9 protein-coding genes are annotated in these 19,635 nt (G+C 61.9%); all 9 read left to right on the top strand.

Annotated features, from left to right (window positions below; translation table 11 throughout):
- The first annotated feature begins 52 nt into the window (after window positions 1–52).
- The 9 genes from PRtIB026_RS16985 (at window position 53) to PRtIB026_RS16945 (ending at window position 19,477) form a co-directional block, all read left to right on the top strand.
- Window positions 53–15,004, top strand: coding sequence for a filamentous hemagglutinin N-terminal domain-containing protein (locus tag PRtIB026_RS16985; protein WP_267812558.1), 14,952 nt, complete (start codon window positions 53–55; stop codon window positions 15,002–15,004).
- Entirely contained in the window at window positions 15,001–15,597 is a 597-nt protein-coding gene (locus PRtIB026_RS16980; RefSeq protein WP_324256548.1) for a hypothetical protein, read from the top strand. Before PRtIB026_RS16985 ends, PRtIB026_RS16980 begins: the two co-directional genes overlap by 4 nt.
- A 341-nt stretch (window positions 15,598–15,938) precedes the next feature.
- Window positions 15,939–16,385, top strand: coding sequence for an HNH endonuclease (locus tag PRtIB026_RS16975; RefSeq protein WP_203646267.1), 447 nt, complete (start codon window positions 15,939–15,941; stop codon window positions 16,383–16,385).
- Window positions 16,386–16,410: 25 nt separating this feature from the next.
- Window positions 16,411–16,749, top strand: a complete 339-nt coding sequence (locus tag PRtIB026_RS16970) for a hypothetical protein (RefSeq protein ID WP_203646269.1) — start codon at window positions 16,411–16,413, stop codon at window positions 16,747–16,749.
- Window positions 16,750–17,236: 487 nt separating this feature from the next.
- Window positions 17,237–17,449 carry a hypothetical protein gene (locus PRtIB026_RS16965; protein WP_244670876.1) on the top strand — a complete coding sequence of 71 codons (213 nt, stop codon included), beginning with the start codon at window positions 17,237–17,239 and terminating at the stop codon, window positions 17,447–17,449.
- 304 nt (window positions 17,450–17,753) lie between these two features.
- Entirely contained in the window at window positions 17,754–18,074 is a 321-nt protein-coding gene (locus PRtIB026_RS16960) for a hypothetical protein (RefSeq protein WP_203646271.1), read from the top strand.
- The gene (locus tag PRtIB026_RS16955; protein ID WP_203646273.1) at window positions 18,061–18,396 is read left to right on the top strand and encodes a hypothetical protein; all 336 of its coding nucleotides are present in this window, start codon (window positions 18,061–18,063) and stop codon (window positions 18,394–18,396) included. The genes PRtIB026_RS16960 and PRtIB026_RS16955 overlap by 14 nt, the downstream gene beginning before the upstream one ends.
- A gap of 106 nt (window positions 18,397–18,502) precedes the next feature.
- Window positions 18,503–18,787 carry a hypothetical protein gene (locus PRtIB026_RS16950; protein WP_203646275.1) on the top strand — a complete coding sequence of 95 codons (285 nt, stop codon included), beginning with the start codon at window positions 18,503–18,505 and terminating at the stop codon, window positions 18,785–18,787.
- 54 nt (window positions 18,788–18,841) lie between these two features.
- A complete protein-coding gene (locus PRtIB026_RS16945) occupies window positions 18,842–19,477 on the top strand; it encodes a hypothetical protein (protein WP_203646277.1) in 636 nt (211 codons plus the stop codon).
- The last annotated feature ends 158 nt before the right edge of the window (window positions 19,478–19,635 follow it).

The raw sequence follows: 19,635 nt of genomic DNA, 5'->3' as shown, positions 1-19,635 counted from the left end.
CGCCTTCGCGCCTTGGCGCATGCATTTGACTGCCTGACCCTCGAGAACTGACATGGACGTCCGCCTGTTTGCCTTCCTGGCCCGCCAACGCTCGGCCGAAATTCAGCCCCGTGAGCAATTTTGCGGCCTGCCCAAGCGTGGCCTGGCGTTCCTGCTGGCCAACGCCATGTTCTGGCAGCCGCTGTGGGCGCAGGCCGCCGAGGGCGTGGTGGTCAGCGGGCCGGGCACCAGCCTCGGCCAGGCGGGCAACGGCGTGCCGATCGTCAACATCGCCGCGCCCAACGGCAGCGGCCTGTCGCACAACCAGTTCAGCGACTACAACGTCGGCCAGCAGGGGCTGATCCTCAACAACGCCACCGAGCGCACGCAATCCACCCAGCTGGGCGGGATCATCGTCGGCAACCCGAACCTGCAAGGGGCGGCGGCCAATGTCATCCTCAACGAGGTCAACGGTGCCAACGCCAGTCAGCTGCGCGGCTATACCGAAGTGGCCGGGCATGCGGCCAAGGTCATCGTCGCCAACCCTCACGGCATCACCTGCGATGGCTGCGGCTTCATCAACACGCCGCAAGTGACCCTGAGCACCGGCAAGCCGGTGCTCGATGGCCGTGGCGCGCTCAGTGGCTATCAGGTCGATGGCGGCAGCGTGGCGCTGGAGGGCGCGGGGCTCAACGCCGACAACGTCGAACGCTTCGACATCATCACCCGCTCGGCGCGCCTGAACGCCCAGTTGCGGGCCCGTGAACTGAACGTCATCACCGGGCGCAACGATGTCGACGCCCAGACCCTGGCCGCGACGCCGCGCGCCGGCAACGCGGCCGATGCGCCGGCCCTGGCCATCGACTCCAGTGCCTTGGGCGGCATGTACGCCGGGGCAATTCGCCTGGTGGGTACCGAGGCGGGCGTCGGTGTGCGCCTGGCAGGGGACGTGGCGGCCAGTGGCGGCGATATTCGTCTCGATGCCAACGGCCAGCTGAGCCTGTCCCAGGCCAGCGCCAGCGGTGCGGTCAGGCTCCAGGCCGCCGGTGTCGATCTGCAAGGGCCGGTGCACGGCGCCAGTCAGGTCGAGGTGCGCAGCAGTACCGACCTGACATCACGCCAGGCGATTACCGCCGGTAACCAGATCAACCTGCAGGCCACCGGCACCTTGACCAACCTCGGCGTGATCGAGGCCGGCGTGAGCGCCGATGGCAGCCGCAACGCCCAGGGGGACGTGAGCATTGCCAGCGGGCAACTGGTCAACAGCGGCAAGAGCATCGTCGCCAGCCGCGACCTGGACCTCGCGGTACAAGGGCAGCTGGACAACCGCAGCGGTACCCTCAGTGCCGGGCAGGACAGCCGGATCACCAGCGCCGCCCTGGACAATAGTGCCCAGGGCAGGGTGCTGGCCGGGCGCGACCAGACCGTGCAGGCGACACAGACCCTGGGCAACCAGAACGGCCTGATCAGCGCCGGGCAGGCCCAACGTGTCACCGCGCAGACCCTGGACAACCGCGGCGGCGAGCTGTCGGCGCAGCGCAACACGCTGGGCGCCAACCAGCTGGACAACCAAAGCGGCCGACTGAGCGCCGGGCAGGCGCTGGACATCACCGTCGCCGGGCGCCTGGACAACCGCGTCGGCGCCCTGGCCGCCGGGCAGGATCTGCAACTGCAGGCCGCCAGCGTCGACAACCGCAATGCCGGGCGCATCGCCAGCGATGGCCAGGCCACGGCGCGCCTCGGCCAGCTCGACCAGCGCGGCGGGGGCCAGTTGCACGGCGCCAAGGTGCTGACCCTGGACATGGCCGACGGCCACCTGGACAACAGCGAGGGCGGCCTGCTCACCACCCCGGGCCAACTGACCCTGCAACGCCTGGGGACCGTCGACAACCGCGGCGGCGAGATCTCCGCCGGCCAGGCCTATGCGCTGGTGGCGCGGCAACTGGACAATACCTCCGGCAAGCTGCTCGGCGGCAATGACCTGCGGGTGCAGATTGCCGGGCAACTGGCCAACAGCGCCGGTCTGATCGCCGGCCACCAGCTGACGCTGAGCGCCGCGACCCTGCTCGGCCAGGACGGCACCGTGCAGGCGCGTGGAGGTCTGCAACTGACAGTCGCCGGCCAGTTGGACAACAGCCGGGGCCGGTTGCTGGCTCAGCAGGCCTTGGTGTTGCAGGCCGGCAGCCTGGTCAACCTGGAGGGGCAGATCGCCGGCAACGGCAGCCTGCTGCTGACCAGCACCGGGCTGGACAATCGCCAGGGGCGCATCAGTGCCGCGCAGGGCCTGACCCTGGATCTTTCCCGTGGCCACTGGAACAACGAAGGCGGCACGCTGCAGAGCCCGGGCGTTTTGCTGCTGCGCAACCTGGCCACGGTTGGCAACCGCCGGGGTGAGATCTCCAGCCAGCAGGGCTTCAGCCTGGCTGCCGACAGCCTGGACAACCAGGACGGCAAGCTGCTTTCCGAGCAGGCACTGACCTTGCGGGTCGCGCAACTGCTGGACAACACCCGTGGGCTGGTCTCGGCCCAGGGCCTGGACCTGCAGGCGGGCAGTCTGCTCAATGCCGACGGCAAGCTGAAGGCGCGCGAGGCGTCCCGGCTGCGCCTGGACGGCGCGCTGGACAACCAGCGTGGCGAGATCAGCGCCGCCGACCTGACGTTGAGCGCGGGCAGCGTCGACAACCGTGCCGGGCGCCTGCAGGGTGACCGCCAGCTGACGGTTGCCAGCGTAGGGGCCATGGACAACCGCAGTGGTACCGTGGTGGCCGCCGAGCAGTTGCAACTGGACAGCGGTTCGCTGGCCAACGACCAAGGCCAGATCAGCAGCCAGGGCCAGGCAAAGGTCGGCACCGCGGGCCTGGTCAACGCCGGCGGGCAGATATACGCGGCACAGGGGCTTGAGTTGAACGCCGGCCAGGTGGACAACACCGACGCCGGGCGTATCCACGCCGGCCAGTCGCTGGTCGCCCGTATCAAAGGCCTGCGCCAGGCCAACGGCGGTCAGCTGTTCAGCGGCGCGGACCTGCTCCTTGACCTGAACCACGGTCTGCTCGACAACCAGGGCGGCCTGATCAATGCGCCGGGCCAGCTCTTGTTGCAGCAATTGGCACGGGTCGATAACCGCGCCGGTGAGATATCCAGCGATCTGACCTACACGTTTGCCGCCGAGGCACTCGACAACCAGGATGGCAAGCTGCTCTCGCAGCAGTCGCTGACCCTGCGCATCGCCCAGGCGCTGGACAACGCCAAGGGGCGCATCTCCGGGCAGGTACTCGACTTCCAGGCGGCGAGCCTGGGTAACCAAGGCGGTGTCATCGAGGCCCGTGAGAGCTTGGCGCTGACGCTCGGCGGCAATCTGGACAATCGCATGGGGCGTCTGGCCGCCCAGGGCGACATCGCCCTGCAAGCCCGTCAGCTGGACAATCGCGCCGGCGTGGTCAACGGCAGCCAGACCATCACTTTCACCGGCCAGCGCCTGGACAACAGCGACAAGGGCCTGCTCACCGGCAAGGGCCCGATACGCCTGACGGCCGACACCTTGGTCAACCGCCAGAAGGGCGTCGTGACCAGTGGCGACACGCTGACCCTCAAGGCCGGCGAGCTGGACAACAGCGAGCGTGGCCGCATCGGCGCCCACGGTGCCTCGGTGGTCGAGGTCGGGCGCCTCGACCAGCAGGGCGGCGGCAAGTTGACCAGCGACGGCGACCTTACCCTCGACCTTTCCGGCGGCCACCTGGACAGCCAGGGCGGATTGATCCGCAGCAACGGCCAGTTGCTGTTCAAGCGCCTGGACAGCGTTGACAACCGTGGCGGCGAAATCTCCAGCAGCCAAGCCTTCGAAATGATCGCGACGAGCCTGGACAACGGCGACGGCAGCGTGCGCAGCGACCAGGCGTTGGTGCTGCGGGTCGCCCAGGTCCTGCGCAACGTCAATGGCCTGATCATTGGCCACCGGCTCGAAGCTAGCGCTGCCAGCCTCGACAACCAGGATGCCACCTTGAGTGGCGAGCAAGGCCTGACGGTAACGGTCAGCGGCGCGCTGGCCAACGTCGGCGGTGAGCTGTCCAGTGGCGCGGTCACCCGTATCGAGGCCGGCAGCCTGGACAACCGTGACGGCGGCATCATCGGCGACCAGGCGGCCCTGCTCACCCTGCAGGGAGCGCTGGACAACCGCAGCGGCACGCTGCTGTCACAGAAGGACCTGCAGGTGACCGCCGCCAGCCTGGACAATCGCGTCGGCGGCAGCCTGGCCAGCGATGGCCGGATCAAGGCGCAGGTCGGCGGCCTGTTCGACAACCAGGGCGGTGAAGTGCGCGCCCTGGGCCTGATCGAGCTGCTGCTCGGTCGCCTGGACAACCGCAGCGGGGTGGTGTCCGGCAAGGACTTGCTGACCCTGCGTAGCGCCAGCACCGACAACCACAAAGGCGTGTTGCACGCCGATCGCCAACTGCAACTGTTCGTCGATGCCCTGGACAACCGCAACGGCGTGCTGCGCAGCAGCGCCATCCTGGTGTTCAAAGGCCGGCACCTGGACAACCGCGAAGGCCTGCTCAGCGCCACCGCGGCGGTGGACCTCGAGGCCGACGAAGTGGACAACGGCAAGGGGCGAATCGCCAGCCGCGCCAACCTCGATGCCCGCATCGGCACCCTGCGCCAGCAGGGCGGCGAACTGGTCGCCGAAGGCAGCCTGGCGCTGCGCGGTGCCGCCCTCGACAACCGCGTCGGTGGCATGGTGGTTGGCAATGCCGGTGTCGACCTGCAGGTGGGCGACATCGATAACAAAGGCGGCCGGGTGGCCAGCCAGGCGCAGGTGCTGGTGCAGGCCGAGCAACTGGACAACAGCGAAGGTGGCCGGCTGATCGCCGACAACCGCCTGGCCCTGACCGTGGCGCGCTTGGTCAACCAGAACAAGGGCCTGGTGTCGGGCCGCGACGTCGAGCTGCGTGGCGCGCGCCTGGACAACCAAGGTGGCAGCCTGGGCGCCGGGCGCTCGCTGCTGGTGGTACTTAAGGACCGTGGCCAGCCGCTGCGCGATGCCGTAGTCGACAACAACAAAGGCCTGATCGACAGCAGTGGCAGCCTGACTTTCGAAGGCGTCACGCTGCTCAACCAGGGCGGCAAGGTCACCAGCAAGGGCGATCTGCGCATCACCAGCACCACGGCACTGGACAACCAGGGCGGCACGCTGGAGACCGACGGCCAGCTGCAACTGAGCGCCGCCAGCCTGGACAACCGCAACAAGGGCCGTATCACCGCCGAAGGCAACAGCACGGTGCGCACCGGCGCCCTGGAGAACGGCCAGGGTGGCCTGCTCAGCAGCGGCCAGCGCCTGGACCTCGTCGCGACCACGGTGGGCAACCAGGCCGCCGGCAGCATCGCCGGGCGCCAGGTGCTGGCCAGCGTTTCCCGCCTCGACCAACAGGGCGGCGAACTGTTCAGCCTCGAGGATCTCAGCCTCGACCTCAACCATGGCCGGCTGGACAACAGCAATGGCCTGATCCGTGGCCCAGGCCAGTTGCTGCTGCGTAACCTCGGCGAAGTCATCAACCGTGGCGGCCAGATCAACAGCAACCAGGGCTACGAACTGGTTGCCGACAGCCTCGACAACAGCAGCGCCGGCAAGCTGCTTGGCAGCCAGGGCCTGACCCTGCGCATCGCCAGACAGCTGGACAACGTCGCCGGCATGATCAGCGCGCGCCACCTGCTGGTGCGCGCCAATGCCCTGAACAATGCCGAGGGCACGCTCAACAGCCTGAGCGATATCGACCTGAAAGTGCAGGGCCGGCTCGACAACCAGTTGGGCATCGTCTCGGCCGAGGCCCGCTTGCTGCTCGAGGCGGCCAATGTGCTCAACGGCAAGGGCAAGCTGTCGGCCAGGACCGACCTGCGCGCGCAACTGGGTGAGCTGGACAACCAGGCCGGCACAGTTGAGGCCAGCGGCGTGCTGGACCTGACCGCCGATAAAGTCGACAACCGCGCCAAGGGCCTGCTGGCCGCCACCGGCCTGCTCGACGTCAAGGCCGCCAGCCTGGACAACCGCAACGGCGAAATCTCCGGCCAGGGCGCCGTTCATCTCGCAGGCCTGACCCTGGACAACGGCGACAGCGGCCTGGTCAAGGCCAAGGGGGCACTGACGGTCGAGCACCAGACGCTGCTCAACCGCCTTGGCCTGATTGCCAGCGAAGACCGGCTCGCCCTGCGCGGGGTGCGCCTGGACAACGCCCAGGGCGAGGTACGCGCCGAGAAGGGCATCGATGCGCAACTGAGCGCCGCGCTGAACAACGACAAGGGCACGATTGCCAGCGAGGGCGCGCTGTCGATGGCGGCTGCCAGCATCAGCAATGCCGGTGGCGAAGTGTCCAGCGCCGGCGATCTCGTCGTGTCCAGCCAGGGCGCGTTGAGCAACCTGGGCGGCAAGCTTCTGGGCGATGGCAAGATCACCTTGAGCGGCACGCACCTGGACAACGGCCAGGCGGGCCTGGTCAGTGCCAAGGGCGACCTGCGCATCACCAGTGACAGCCTCGACAGCAAGGACGGCGCGCGGCTGACCAGCGCCGGTTTGCTGCGAATCGACACTGGCCTGCTGGACAACAGCGGCGGACGCATCACCGCCCGGCAGGCGCTGGTCGCCAACGTCAACGGCCTGCGCCAGCACGGCGGTACCCTGTACTCCGACGCGGGTGTGGAACTGGACCTGAACCACGGCCAGCTCGACAACCAGGGTGGCCTGATCAACACCCCCGGCCAATTGCTGCTCAAGCGCCTTGCCGAGGTCGACAACCGCGGCGGCGAGATCTCCAGCGCCAAGGCCTTCGCCCTGGCCGCCACGACCCTGGACAACAGCAACGGCAAGCTGCTCGGCCAGCAGGGGCTGACCCTGGTGGTCGAACGCGCCCTGACCAGCGTCAAGGGCCAGATCGCCGCCGCCAGCCTGTCGGTCCAGGCGCAACGCCTGGACAACAGCGGCGGGGCAGTGACCAGCCGTGGTGACCTGACCCTGGATATCGACGGTCAGTTGATCAACCGCGAGGGCGGGCAGATCAGCGCCAGCCGGCAGTTGAACGTTACCAGCAAAGGCCTGGACAACCAGGGCGGCAAGTTGCTCGCCGCCTCGCACCTGGCGCTGACCAGCGCCGGGACGCTGGACAATGGCGGTAATGGGCTGATCAACAGCCTCGACAGCCTGACCTTGGGCGCGGCCGCCTTGCGCAATGCCGGCGGTGAAATCTCCGCCAAGGGCGCCGCGCAGGTGAGCGCGGACAGCTTGAGCCAACAGGGCGGTCGTCTGCTCGGTGAGCGCAGCCTGGCGCTGCTGCTGGGCATCGCCGGCGGCGACGTGGACAACCGCGCTGGCCTGATCCACACCAAGGGCCAGCTGACCCTGAGCAACCTACGCGACCTCGACAACCGTCAGGGCGAGATCTCCAGTCCGTTGGGCTTCAGCCTCGCCGCGCGCACGCTGGACAACAGCAATGGCCGGCTGATCAGCAGCCAACAGTTGACCCTGGGCGCCACTTCCTTGATCAACCAGGGCGGCCTGGTCTCCGGCTGGCAGGGCCTGGCCGTCAATGCCGCGAGCCTGGACAACCGCAACAACGGCACGTTGTCCAGCCGCGACGGCGACCTGGGTATCACCCTGGCCGGAGCGCTGGACAACAGTGCCGGGGGGGCACTGGTCAGCCTGGGCCAGCTACGCATCAAGGCTGCTGGCCTGGACAACCGGGGCGGTTATCTCGCCAGCACCGGGGCGCAACAGCTCGACCTGCGCGGTGGCAGCCTGGACAACAGCCAGGGCGGGCGCGTGGACGCCGGTGCCGCGTTCAGCCTGCAAGCCAATGCGCTGAACAACCGCGGCGGCACCCTGGTCGGCCTGAACACGTTGACCCTCGACCTTGCCAGCCAGCTCGACAATGCCCAGGGCACGCTGCTGGCCAGCAGCGGCTTGCAGATTCGCGGCGGCGCGGCCATCGCCAACCAGGGCGGCAGCCTGATCAGCCGGACCTACCTCGATCTCAACGGTGCGAGCCTCGACAACAGCGACAAAGGCACCCTGGCCGCCAACCAGGCGCTGGGCCTGAACCTCACTGGCGCACTGCACAACGACCGCGACGGCCTGCTCTACAGCCAGGCCGGCGCCATCACCCTGAAAACCGCCAGCCTGAGCAATCAGGCCGGCATCGTGCAGGCCAAGGGCGCCGTCGACGTCACCAGCGGCGCTGTCGACAACCAGGGCGGCAAGCTGATCGCCCAGGACGGCAACCTGCTGCTCAAGGCGGCCAGCGTCGACAACCGTGGCGGCATCATCGCCAGCCTGCTGGGGCTGCTCGATGCCCAGGTCGGTGGGCTGCTGCGCAACGGCCAGGGCGGCACGCTGCAGGCGCGCCAGCTCAAGTTGATCGCCCTGGGCGGCCTGGACAACAGCGGCGGCCGCCTGGCCGCGCAAGCCGGCACGCTGCAAATCCATACCGGCAACCTGAACAACCGCGGTGGCGGCCTGTACGCCCTGGGCCAGGTCAACATCGACGCCGCCGACCTGGACAACGGCGCCGGTGGTCAACTGGCCGGCCAGGCGCTGGACTTCACCCTGCGTGGCGCCTTCGACAACGTCGGCGGCATCGTCGAGAGCGATACCCGCATCGGCCTCAGCGCCGTCAGCCTGAACAACCAGGGCGGCCAGTTGCGCAGCCTGGGCAGCGCTGGCACCACCACGCTGCAACTGGCTGGCGTGCTGGACAACCGCAATGGCGTGCTGGAAGTCGCCAGCCAGGACTTCACCCTGCAGGCCGCCAGTTTCCTCAACGGTGGCGGCCGCCTGCTGCATGGCGGGGCAGGGGAGTTGCAGATCGGCATGGCCAACCTGGGCAATGCCGGCGGCGATATCGTCACCCTGGGTGGCCTGACCCTGAACGCCGCCAGCTGGACCAACAGCAGCGCGGTCCAGGCCGCGCGCCTGACCGTCAACGTGGGTGAACTGAACCTGACCGGGAGCGGCCAGCTGCTGGCCAGCACCAGCCTGGTGGGCCGCGGCGGCAACTGGACCAACAACGGCCTGATCGCCAGTAACGGCACGCTCGACCTGGCCCTGAGCGGCCAGTACGCCGGCAGCGGGCAGGCCACCAGCCTGGGCAACCTCGGCCTCAGCGCCGCTGGCGTGCAGGTGCTGGGCGGCGGGCGCATTGCCGGTGCCGGCGATGTACAGGTCAGCAGTGGCGGTGCCTTCATCAACCAGGGGCGGATCACCTCGGGTCGCGACCTGACCCTGAATGCCGGCAGTTTCGCCAACAGCGGCACCGTGGGCAGCGCCGGCAAGCTCGACCTGGTCAGCCAGGTACTGCGCAACGAAGGCAGTGCCGCTGGCCAGAGCCTGATTTCCAGCGGCGGTGACATGCGCCTGCTGACCGGCAGCTTCACCAACCGCTTCGCCACCGTGTACAGCCTCGGCGGCCTGATGGTGGCGGCCAATGCCGCGCAGGGGTGGGCCAGCCTGATCGAGAACGTTTCCGCCACGCTGCAAAGCGGTGGGGCGATGGCCTTGTATGCCGATACCATCAAGAACCGCCGCGATTCGTTCTCTGCGCCCGAGCAAGTCGTCTCCGGGACCATTACCTATCATTGCATCGACTGCAAAGGCCGCCACTACGACCTGTATTACTACCTGACTGAAGAGATACAGCGCTCGTTCCACTCCGACGTGGCGGCGGCTTCGATCAACGCAGGTTCCACGTTCAAGGCGCAGTCGAACAGTTTCGAGAACACCCAGAGTGCGATCAGTGCCGGGGCTTCGATCGATATCGCCACCGGCGATTTCAATAACGAAGGCGCGGCCAATGAATCCGTGGTGCGCACCCGCCAGTTCCGCAACCCCAACGACAGCGAGCGCTATTGGGTGTGGGAGAGCCTGATCAGACCAGGTGGTGGGGTGTACGAGTACGTCAAGTACAACGCCAAGACCCAGTTCATGTACGAGGAGGAGGTGTATGACAACGACGGCAGCTACTACGTAGGGGTAGCACAGCACCTTCAGAACACGGGCAAGGCCAATCCTTACTACCGTCCCAATTCCGGCGTTGCGATTCCGGCGATCTTCCACACATATTCCCTCGTCGACGATCGTGAAACACGGACCAACACAGGGGCTGGCTCCAACGCGGTGATCCAGGCTGTCGGTGCGGTGAACATCAGCGCCAGTCGCAACCTGGGCAATGGAGTGACCCGTGGCGGCAGTGGCTATGCCGGCCAGGCCTTGAATGCCGCCGACACCCAGGCCGGCAGCCAGGTCAGGAATACGGTCGTCAAGATCAACGCACAGTTGCCGCCAGATCTCGCCCAGCGCCAGGTCAACCCGTTGACCTTGCCCGGCTTCACCCTGCCCACCGGTGGTACCGGGCTGTTCCGCCTGAGCGCCCAGGCCGCCAGTCAGGCCGGTGCCAGCACCACCGCGCCGGCGCCGAGCAACTGGACCCTGGGCGGTGCCAGCATCGACCTGGCCCAGCGTCAGCAACTGTTGCCGGTGGTCCAGGGGCGTACGGTGGACATCGCCGCGATCACCGCCATCCAGGGCACCGAGCGTCAGCTCACGGCCAACCAGCGCCAGGGCCTTGGCCTGGACAACCGGGCCGATGTGGCCAGTGTCGCGGCGGTGGGCCAGGCCCAGGGCGCGGACAACCTGCCGAGCCGCACCCAGGTCGGCACCGGCACCCCGCTGGAGCAGACCCAGGTCAGCAGTCCCGGCCTGGCCGCGCTGGACATCAGCCGCCCCAGCGGCGGCAGCTCCGCCGTCCCGCTCGAACGCAATACCGCCACCCCGATCGTCCAGCCGGGCACCGCGCCGGCGCCGCAGGACGTGCGCATGGCCGCGGCGCAGGCGGTGTCCAGCGCCGCCACCGCGGTCAGCCCGCAGACCATCGCCCGGGTCCAGGGCCTGCCAGCCAACAGCCGCGCGCCGCAGCCGCACAAGTACCTGGTCGAGACCGATCCGGTGCTCACCGACCTAAAGCAGTTTATGAGCTCGGACTACCTGCTCGGCAACCTAGGCTACGACCCGGACCAGAGCTGGAAGCGCCTGGGCGATGGGTATTACGAGCAGCAGCTGATCCAGCAGGCGGTGACCGCCCGCACCGGCAAGCGTTTCATCGATGGCCAGACCTCCGACGAGGCACTGTATCGCCACCTGATGGACAACGCCGTGGCCAGCCGCGAGCAGCTCGGCCTGTCGGTGGGCGTCACCCTGACCTCCGCCCAGGTGGCGGCGCTCACCAAGGACATCGTCTGGCTCGAAAAGCATGAAGTGAAGGGCGAGCAGGTACTGGTGCCAGTGCTCTACCTGGCCCATGCCAATGATCGCCTGGCGCCGACCGGGGCGCTGATCGAAGGCAAGGACGTCAACCTGGTCGCCGGCGAAAGCCTGAGGAACAGCGGTACCCTGCGCGCCAGCAACAACCTGTCGGCCAGCGCCGGCAAGGACCTGGTCAACGCCGGCTTGATCCAGGCCGGTGGCCGCGTCGACCTGCTGGCCGGCGACACCCTGTTCAACGGTGCAGGGGGCATCATCAGCGGGCGCGATGTTGCCCTCAACACGATGCTTGGCGACCTGATCAACGAGCGCACCCAGACGATGCTGGGCGGCATGTTCGTTACCGAAGGGCGTCTCGACAACACCGCGCGAATCGAGGCCGGCAATGACCTGACACTGGGCATCGGTCGCGATTTCCTGAACGTGGGCGGGATGCTCCAGGCCGGCCGCGACGTGGACGTGCGCACCGGTCGTGACCTGCTGATCGGCTCGGCCGAGCAAACCTACAGCTACCAGAACGGCCATAACAACCGCAGCAGCTCGGTGCAGCAGTTCGGCTCGCAGATCAGCGCCGGGCGCGATATCGGCATGAAGGCCGGCCATGACTTCGCCGCGACCGGCAGCGAGCTTGATGCCAAACGCAACATCGCCATCAGCGCCGTCAACGACATGACCCTGTCCTCGGCGGCCAACGAGGAGCACTTCTACTCCAAGACCAAGAAAGTCACCCGCCAGGAGGACCACGTCCGCCACGTCGGCACCCGCGTCACTGCCGCTGGCGACATATCGCTGACCGCCGGCGAGGACCTCAAGCTGATTTCCAGTCGCGTCAGCGCCGGTGACGAGGCCTTCCTCCGTGCCGGTGACCAGCTGGAACTGCTGGCCGAGACCGACAGCGACTATTCGCTGTACGACAAGAAGAGCAAAGGCAGTTGGGGCAAGAAGAAGACCCGCCGCGACGAAGTCACCGACGTGCGCCATGTCGGCAGCGAGATCAGCACCGGCGGCGACCTCATCCTGGAGAGTGGCGGCGACCAGCATTACCAGGTGGCCAAACTCACCAGCGGCGACGACCTGACCCTGGACAGCGGGGGTGATATCACCTTCGAAGGGGTCAAGGACCTGCACGACGAGAGCCACGAGAAGAGCAAGTCCAACGCTGGCTGGTTCAGCATGAAGGGCAAGGGGCGTAGCGACGAAACCTTGCGTCAGAGCGAACTGGTGGCCCAGGGCGAAGTACTGATCAACGCCGTCGGCAAGATTCGCGCGGATGTGCGGCAGGTCAACCAGCAGTCGGTGCATGAGTCCATCGACGCGATGGTCAAGGCCGATCCGAAGCTGGCCTGGCTCAAGGACCTGGAAGCGCAAGGCGGCGTCGACTGGCGTCAAGTGCAAGAGATCCATACCAGCTTCAAGTACAACAACTCGGGCCTTGGCCCGGCCGCCCAGCTGGCCATCGCCATTCTGATGGCCGTGGCCATGGGCCCGGCGGGGTTGGGGCTGACAGGCGCGCCGTTGGCCGGGGCCACGAGCCTGGCGACTACCGGCGCGGTCAGCACCATCAACAACAAGGGCAACCTGGGCAAGGCGCTCAAGGAGACGTTCAGCAAGGACAGCCTGAAGAATGCCGCGATCTCCATGGCGGTCGCCGGGCTGGCGCAGAAGTTCATCACCCCGGCGTTGCGCGGCACCGATGCGGTGTTCGACAAAACCAATGGATTCAACCTGGGCACTCTGGAGGGTATCGGCGGCTTCAGCCTGCATGCCGGCGCCATCGGCCTGACGTCCGGGCTGGTCAAGACGGCGGTCAATGGCGGCAGCCTCAGCGACAACCTGCTCCAGGGGCTGGTCTCGCAAGCGGCGACCGTCGCGGCTGCCGTGGCCTTCAACAACATCGGGACCTATGCCGACAAGCAGGTCAGCCTGGCGGAGTCGGCCAAGGACAACAGCACCGCGGCGATGTGGAAAGAGGGGGGTATTGGCCGCACCGCGCTGCACGCACTGGCCGGTGGCGCCATCTCTTCGGCGACGGGGGGCGACTTCACCACGGGTGCCGTGGCGGCGGGGGCCAGCCAAGCCATGGCCGGCGTGCTCAAGGAGCGTTTCGCATCCAAGCCTGAGTTGCGAGAGGCATTCGCCCAGCTGATCGGCATGACCTCGGCCGGCTTGGCCGGGGGCGATATCCACAAGGGTTCGTGGGTCGCGCAGATGGCCGACCAGTACAACCGTCAGGCGCACCCGGACGAAATGCGCCTGATCAAGGGCCAGGCCGAGGCGTTGGCCAAGGCGCAGGGCATCAGCCCCGCAGAGGCCGAGCAACGCATGGCCCGGGCATTCGCCTACCTCACCGACAAACAATGGCAGGAGATGTTGACCAAGGAAGGCCTGGTCATCGACCCCGTCACCATGAGGTATCTGGCCCAGGCACTGACGCCACTGGCCAAGCGCTTCGATGTGCCCGAGGCCACGGGTGACGTACCGGTAATCGAGAACCCGGACAAGCAGTACACCACGGAGCAGACGCTCGGCTTGCTCAATGCCTACGCGATCAACCACAGCGTCGCCTTCAATGATGACACGTTGTATGGCGAGTTCATGCAGAAGGGCAAGGGCGCCGACTACTACCAGAAGAACCTGAACTTCGGCAAGGTCGACCTGGGCGCTGACGCCGTCGGTGCGGGCAAAGGCATTGGCGATGCCCTGGGTGGTTTCCTCAAGGACCTTGCCGGGCTGGCCGAGGGGTTAGTCAAACAGCCTGAGCGCACCACGACCGGCATCCTGCATCAACTGATCAGCTCGGCCAGCAATCCCCAGGACGTCGTCAAGTCGTTCCTGCAGGCCAAGCAGGATGCGGAGGTCAAGTCAAGCCTGCTGCGTCTGCAGGGCAAGCCCGAGGAAGCGGCAAGGGTCGAGATGGACTGGCAGATGCAGTTCTACATGAACTTTGTCGCGGTCAATCGCGTGGCCAAACTGGGGCAGGTTGCCAGGATGCTGACCGCCAGCGAGGAGGCAGCGAAGGCGGGCACCTTGGTTGGTGCGGGCGCTACAGCTCGAGAGGTGGCCGGGCTACCTGCCTGGTATCGCGATGCCAGTGGGGTTGGCGCCAATGTGGCCAAGCTGGATGGATACCAGACCGTATTCAACAGCAGGACAGGCAGCTTTGAATACCTTGCTTCGGACGGGAAGCTGTACTTCTACACCGAATCAGGGCTCAAGCCGAAGGTGGGAGGTAATCTAGCTGAGTTGGCGACGGCGGAAAGGGATATCATTGCATCCAGGCCAAGCGTCGAAGGATCCAAAGTAGAGACGCCAGGAAAAGAGAAATATTTTAGAGTTGAGGGTGGTGGAGCGGGCACAGCAACAAGCCAGTACCGTATTACCGCAAACTCTGATGGAAGTATCAGTATAAATCCGGGCTGTGCTGGCCAGCTTTGTGTTAGCGTCGGAAATGCAGATCATGCAACTTATTATTTGACAAATAAGCGTCCTGATGGTTCTGTGGTGGTGTTTGATGTGGACGCTAAGCTTCATAAAGAAATAATGGAAAAGGCAGTTCCTCAAAGGCCGGTGCCCGGTGTCCCACGGGACCCGTCAGCACCTAAGGTTGTGGACCCTAGTAAGCCGGGTACTGCGCTGGAACTACCGAGAATGTGGGAGGCGCTGCTTGAGAAAGGTTCAAGTAATGCCAGGGTATACACACAGTCGGAGTTCTTGAAGGAGTTTAATAAATGATGTTTAGTCCAGAATTGCTAGAGGATCTTTGGAATGGTGAAAAAAGCATATGCTTATTCATTCTTGAGGGGCGGTTTTATTGGGTTCTAGATTATAAGTACAATTTTACTCTTGATGCCGAAAAAGATTATGCGGCTTATCTTCGGCGGGGCGATATAACCAAAGAGCAATATGTGCAGGCGTGTAGAGAATTTAGGGGTGGCACTCTGAGGCTGACGGCAGATAATTTTTTGCAGTATGTGAGTTGGCTTGAAGCCGGCGTTTTGTTGAGTGAGGATTTTGATAGGATTTTCGATGTAGAGGGGTGCGATGTAGGAGCTTTGTTCAAAAAGATTGAGGATTATTATGTGTCAGGCGAGGGGTTGGATTCGGAGGCGTACTATTATGCAGGGCAGGTAGCTGCAAGGCTACCAATGTTTTATGTTAATTTTGATAGAAAGATCTATCTGCACATGGATGCGGGGAGGTCGCATGAGGATCTTGTGTATCCTGATTGGCATGCGGAGTGTTTGGACTTTAGCTTTCTGATACCGGATGCAGAGCGATATTGGGTTAAGTTTGGCGATTTTTGGAAATTCAGGTTTGTGCAGTGAGGGTTTGGGGCAAAAGGGGATAGATTTATTTGTTCTAATTTAATCTATTCTGTTGCATGGCCTAGACGACGGCGAAGCCTGGTGCTTAAGGTCTCGGTGAGGAGGTTGAGCGCTGGAGGCGGGGCGCGCTGAAGTTAGGGTATGGAAGTTAAATCTCCCCTTTTGAAATTCAGGGCTGTCAAGAACTATCTCTGGCGATCATTGGGGGCCGAAAAGCGACCGATTTATTTTTTCTACTATAATTTCTGCCTTTGCACGGCCAAGACGGCGACGAAGCTTGATGCTGAAGATGTTAGTGAGGACGTCTAGCGCTGGGAGCGGGGCAAGTCGAAATTTAGAGTGTGAAAAATAAATCTGTCCCCTTTTTCAGTGACAAAGTCGTTTCCACTACAGTCCCACCAGTTGATGGTCGGAATGTGCATCTTGCAGGACAGCGGCATCCGGTGACGGGTGTTGTATTCGATAACAAGGGCTTTCCTATTTTTGATGATATAACTGCGTTTGATACACGTATATCAATTGATGTGTTTAGGTCAGCGAGTTATCAAGGGCAGATGAAGCTCGCTACCAAGGGTTTATCGGATGCAATACAGAGGGGGCAAGTCAAAGCTTCAAGCTTTACTGTAAAGCAACTCCAGCAGATTAGCGCAGGAGCAAGAAAAATCGATGGCTATACTTGGCATCACCATCAAGATAGCGGGCGAATGCAGTTGGTTCCTGAATTGGTTCATAAAAAGACAGGACATATTGGCGGAGAAGCAATGGGGGTGGAATGTGAGATCTATTGAGTTTAATGGTTTTAATGATGAGCTGATGGCCTTCGTCATTACTTGCCTGTTTTGTGGGGCCATCAGCAAAGAAGAGCTCAATGTTTGGTGTGCTGAAGCGTTGTCGCTGGATAAGACTCCGCCATATATATATGACCTGATGGAGTTTCAGGATGAGATTTTTAAGGTGTATAAGGTAATTGGCTTCGTGCCCTATTGGGAGCATTCGGATGTTGACGAGTATGCGTTATATGGTATTGCAGTTCGTCGAGGTTTTGAGCCTTACGATATGCCTTTGACTCCGAGCGAAGCACTTACCCACCTTGAAGCATCGCCTGATATCGAAAATTCATTTAGAAAGGTTTTTTCCTTTATCAAGCTGTAAGTCGCTGATCGGTATAAAGGGGCTCCTTCAATTGTTGAGCTGAAAATTGTCCGGTAGATGGGTGGGCGAGGTTAAAGAGAAAAGGGCAGATATATTTGTTCTAGTCTAGTTTCTGCTGTTGCATGGCAAGGACACGGCAAAGCCTGGTGCTTTAAAGAGAAAAGCAAGAGAAAAGGGGCAGATTTATTTTTCTACTCTAATTTCTGCCTTTGCATGGCCAAGACGGCGACGAAGCTTGATGCTGAAGATGTTAGTGAGGATGTCTAGCGCTGGAAACGGGGCAAGTCGAAATTTAGAGTGTGAAAAATAAATCTGTCCCCTTTTTTCGGTCCCCTTTTTCCGCTTTTTGCCGCTGCTCAGTATTTACAGAATGTCGCGAATGGAATGACAAAAGAAAATGCTGCTTTGAATACGTGGACTGGTCGGATGTCTCAGAAGTATGGGTATACCAAGATCTTAAAGGTTGAGGACGTTAATGGAGTGATCCATGCTACTTTCGGAAAATAACGATTTGCTGGCGCAAATTCTGGGAGGGATACTACCAAGCGTTGTGTTAAATAGAGTGCTGGAGGAAAATCCAAGATTGGATAAATATGATTTGGCTAATATTTTTCTTGGGGAGTGCGATCTCTTGGATAGTAAAACTCTTCCGATTGTTTGGAATTGGAAGAGTGTCAGGTCAAATAGGGGGGGTGTCTGACGAAGTATTTGATGAAATGGTACTTGCACACATGAGGCTTGCGGGCTATAGGGTATAGGTTTGCAGGCGCTCTCGTTGAGTTTGATGCGAAGTAGAAAGATTGAAGAGAAAAAGTGAAAAGGGGACAGATTTATTTTTCTACTCTAATTTCTGCCTTTGCATGGCCAAGACGGCAACGAAGCTTGATGCTGAAGATGTTAGTGAGGACGTCGAGCGCTGGAAACGGGGCAAGTCGAAATTTAGAGTGGGAAAAATAAATCTGTCCCCTTTTTGCTAGTCGTGCACCGAGTGTGAGCTTACCAAAATGACTGTTGCGTATGATCTATATGGTGCGAAAGGCCTAGGTCTTCTCTCGGCAAAAGTTAATGTAGAACGAACCTTGGGGGAAGCTTTCGAGGAAAGGGATGGCTCTTATCAAGGGGGTATTTATTATATGTTGGGTGGGGGTGACGCAGAGAATTTTGTTCTAAAGCTGAATGTTGATCCTTTTGATGGTGATGCGGTGGAGCAAAATTATCCGGATTATACGGTCCTGCTTTATATAAATGCTACGGATCGCTCATCTGTTTTAGAGAGAGTCATGAGGCAGGCGGGGTTTAAGCTGCTTAGACATGAAGTGTTTTAAGGGTATCCATGGTTATTTGGTAAAAATAACTGGGGTAGTAGTGCTGGGATGTTCAGGAATTCAAGTGACTGATCAAAGGCTTGAACTGCTTAAGGTCGTTTTTGCGCCAGAATTCGTTTCGGATGAGGACGTAATTGAAGGGTTTTGGAATCGCTATCCAGCGGAGAAAATGGGGCAAATAAAAAAAGGGGCGAATTTTTTTGCTCTAATTTCTGTCTTTGCATTGCCAAGACGGCGACAAAGCTTGATGCTTAAGATGTTAGTTAGTGTGAAAAATGAATCTGTCCCCTTTTTCTCCATTTTTCTTGTTTGCTTCCCGTAGAGCAGTTGATCAAAAAATGGAGTGGATGGCCCGTTTGTGGGCAAGGTTGCGACGGGGAAGCTGGCGAATGTTCAAGATATTTCCAAAGCATTGAGAGGCTGGGCTAATGTCTTCTAATGAGTTTTCTGATAGATATGCGGCTCGTTTCGGCTTGCCAAGTATGAGTTGTGTCGAGTTTGACGGTTTTGTTCAAATTCTTGAGCGAGTGGCAGTGAAGAATAAAGGGTTCTTTATATTTAAGGTGGGCGGTGAGCGAGTGGGTAGTATTTATGCTTTTGTTTTAAGTGTGTCGGCGACCAAGGGTGTTTTAATAAGAAAGGATGCATGCAGTATACGGGAAGGTATGGTTTTTTTGTTTTGCGAGCTTGAGCGGGCTGGCATATATCCATAGCCTGAGTGCAGGGCTTAAGGTGTATTCTTAAACTACGGTGTAAAAGGATTTTCCATGATACGCGGCATTCTGTTTTTGTTGGGCTGCTTACTCGCTGGCTGCTCCGGCTTCGATTCTGTCCCCTATCTTGAGCCGACCCCGCCTGCCGACATGGCGTCGGTACGTGTAACCACCAATACCGATGTATATGGCGACTCCCTCGCAGGTTCGTGCGTACCCAAGGTAAGGCACCTGATGGCCATGGCGGGCCGTGGGTTCGATGAGGTCAGCCCGGCTTATCCTGCATTTCCCAGGCAGAGCGCTTCGGTAGGCATGTCGCTCCCTGTCATGACGTCGTTACCGGCCATCAGTGGTATCCGGCAAGCGTCAGCCGGGCCTTACCAGCCCGTGGTCACGGAGTATCGCGTCCCGGTGTCGGTGCCGTTCATGTTCTCCACCAACCGCTCCGTTGCCGCTGACAGCAGTATCAGCTCGGTGAGCTGTCCGGAACAGAGCAAGGTCTATCGACTGGAGGCGGGGCAGCAGTACGAGGTGACGGTGGGTATCGACACACCTTGGAACAGCAAGGGCACAGGGCAGTGGCGGTGTGTGTTCGAAGTCCGCAAGCTGGTGCCCCTGGCGCAGGTCGAACAGACCTTGCCGGTGCCTGTGCAAGGGAGCACTGCACCCGAGATAAACTGTCGTGAGTGATGCTCCAACGCACGGGGCGAATATCCAGTGGGCATGATGGGGTGCGTTGGATACAGGCTAAATGTGAATCAGGACTTCTCAACCCATCTTGGTTTGAAGTGGCGGAGGAAAGGTAAGTTATGCAGGTTTTATACGCTTTGGTAATAATGACGGGCAGG

The sequence above is a fragment of the Pseudomonas sp. RtIB026 genome, from assembly GCF_016861355.2.
GTDB classification, from domain to species: Bacteria; Pseudomonadota; Gammaproteobacteria; order Pseudomonadales; family Pseudomonadaceae; genus Aquipseudomonas; species Aquipseudomonas peradeniyensis.
The sequence above is the reverse complement of the archived record's forward strand: the minus strand, read 5'-3'. Positions and strand labels throughout refer to the sequence as shown.